At 63.3% G+C, this 2,248-nt stretch carries 1 protein-coding gene; it reads left to right on the forward strand.

The features are described from left to right. A partial coding sequence (gene priA / locus B3F77_RS02145) for a replication restart helicase PriA (protein ID WP_293603360.1) occupies nucleotides 1-1,982 on the forward strand: 1,982 nt, incomplete at its 5' end. Nucleotides 1,983-2,248 lie beyond the last annotated feature (266 nt).

Genomic DNA, 2,248 nt, shown 5'->3' on the forward strand with positions numbered 1-2,248 from the left:
CACCTTGGGGCGGCCCGGCGGTGCAAACCCGCCACATCGCCAGCGTGCTCGATGGTCTGGCCCCGTTATCGGCGACCTGGCGAAAACTGGTGGCGTTTACCGCCGGCTATTACCAGCGCTCTCTGGGCGAGGTGGCGCTGGCCGCATTGCCGCCCCAGTTGCGTGACCTCAGTACCGTGCAGCTGACGCGCCGGCTCAAGCGGCCCCTTCTGGATACCAGTTGCGCGCAAGATACTACTAATTTAATAGCACTTAGCACAGAGCAGATAAGGGTTATAGCCGAATTTTATGCAGATACCCGGCCCGCCTTGCTGTTTGGCGCTACCGGCAGCGGTAAAACCGAGGTCTACCTGCGCGCCGCCGCCCAGGTGCTGGCGCAAGACCCGAGCGCCCAGGTGCTGGTCATGGTGCCCGAGATCAACCTCACGCCGCAGTTGCAGGCCCGTTTTGAAGCCCGCTTTGCGCACTTTGGCAAGGAGCGTGTGGTGCCCTTGCACAGCGGGCTCACGCCAGCGCAGCGGCTTAAAAGCTGGCTGGCGGCCCATTCAGGCTATGCGCGGCTGGTGCTGGGTACGCGTATGGCGGTGCTCGCCTCCCTGCCCAATTTACGGCTGCTGGTGGTGGATGAAGAACACGACCCGAGCTACAAGCAGCAGGAAGGTGCACGCTACTCGGCGCGCGATCTGGCGGTCTACCGCGCCAAGCTGGAAACCGGCGATGCCGAGCATCCCCACGGCGCCTGTCGCGTGTTGCTGGGTTCGGCCACGCCCTCGCTGGAAAGTTGGCAGGCGACGATTACCGGCCGTTATCAGCGCCTGACCATGAGCGAGCGCATTGGTGCCAGCACGCCATCAGGCGAAGCGGCCAGCGTGGGGGCCATCCCAGGTCGCCTGCCCACCGTGCGGCGGGTGGACATGAACCACCAGCCCAAACACAGCGTCATCGCGCCGCCGCTGCTGGCCGCCATTGCCCAACGGGTGGCGCGCGGCGAACAATCGCTGATTTTTTTAAACCGGCGCGGCTATGCGCCGGTGCTCGCCTGCCACGATTGCGACTGGAAGAGCGAGTGCCCGCACTGCAGCGCCTACCGCGTATTTCACAAAATCGACCGCACGCTGCGCTGCCACCATTGCGGCTTTACCGAGCGCGTGCCGCGTGCCTGCCCAAGCTGCGGCAACATCGACATCGCGCCCATGGGGCGCGGCACCGAGCGGCTGGAAGAACACTTGGGCGAATTGCTGGCGGATGTGAAGCGGCCTGACGGAAGTGCCGTGCGCGTCACCCGCATCGACGCTGACACCACCCGGCTCAAGGGCGCACTGGAATCGCAACTGGCCAGCGTGCATGCCGGAGAGGTCGATGTGCTGGTCGGCACGCAAATGATTGCCAAGGGCCACGACTTCCGGCACATCACGCTGGTGGCGGCCATCAACCCCGACGGCGCGCTATTCTCCAGCGACTTCCGCGCGCCCGAGCGCTTGTTCAGCCTGCTCATGCAGGCGGCCGGCCGGGCCGGCCGCGATGCCAGACACAGCGAAGCCAGCGAAATGTGGGTGCAAACCTTTCACCCGGACCATCCGCTGTTCGCCGCACTCAAGCAACACGACTACCCGGCCTTTGCCGCGCAGCAACTGGCCGAGCGCCAAGCCGCAGGCCTGTCGCCCTTCGGCTTTTCAGCGCTGGTGCGCGCCGAGGCCCGCACACAGGAAGTAGCCCAGGGATTTTTGAACGCCGCAGCAGCAGCGGCGCAATTGCTGCAACTCCCAAGCCAGGCCCACGTCACGCCCTACCCGGCCGTCCCCATGACGATCCAGCGCGTGGCCAATATCGAGCGCGCACAGATGCTGATAGAGAGCCCTTCGCGGGCGGCCTTGCAGCGTTTCCTGGCGGCATGGCAGCCGGTGCTGTTTGAAACGCGCCGGCACAGCGAATTCAAAAGCCTGATCCGCTGGGCGATTGATGTGGACCCGATGGCGATTTGAGGGGTGGGCAGGTGATTTCTAATGATGGGTTATCGGCCAGGAGCCGACAGTCAAACGAAAATTGTCGCTGATCGCTGAAGACCGAGGCTGTGTCAAAACGCGAAAAGAAACACTTCGGTCAAAAAATTGGGTGTACCAAAACCATTCCCGACCATACGATCGTCGCTTGTGGGTCGTTCTACGAGGTCGATTTTTGCTATGCGTTTGCAATCGACATTTCCGAAGACGTTTTCACACAACCTTGGTAGAGTCGGGATGTGGCGCGG

Origin of the sequence: Polaromonas sp. UBA4122 (assembly GCA_002381615.1) — a bacterium.
Lineage (GTDB): Bacteria > Pseudomonadota > Gammaproteobacteria > Burkholderiales > Burkholderiaceae_C > Polaromonas.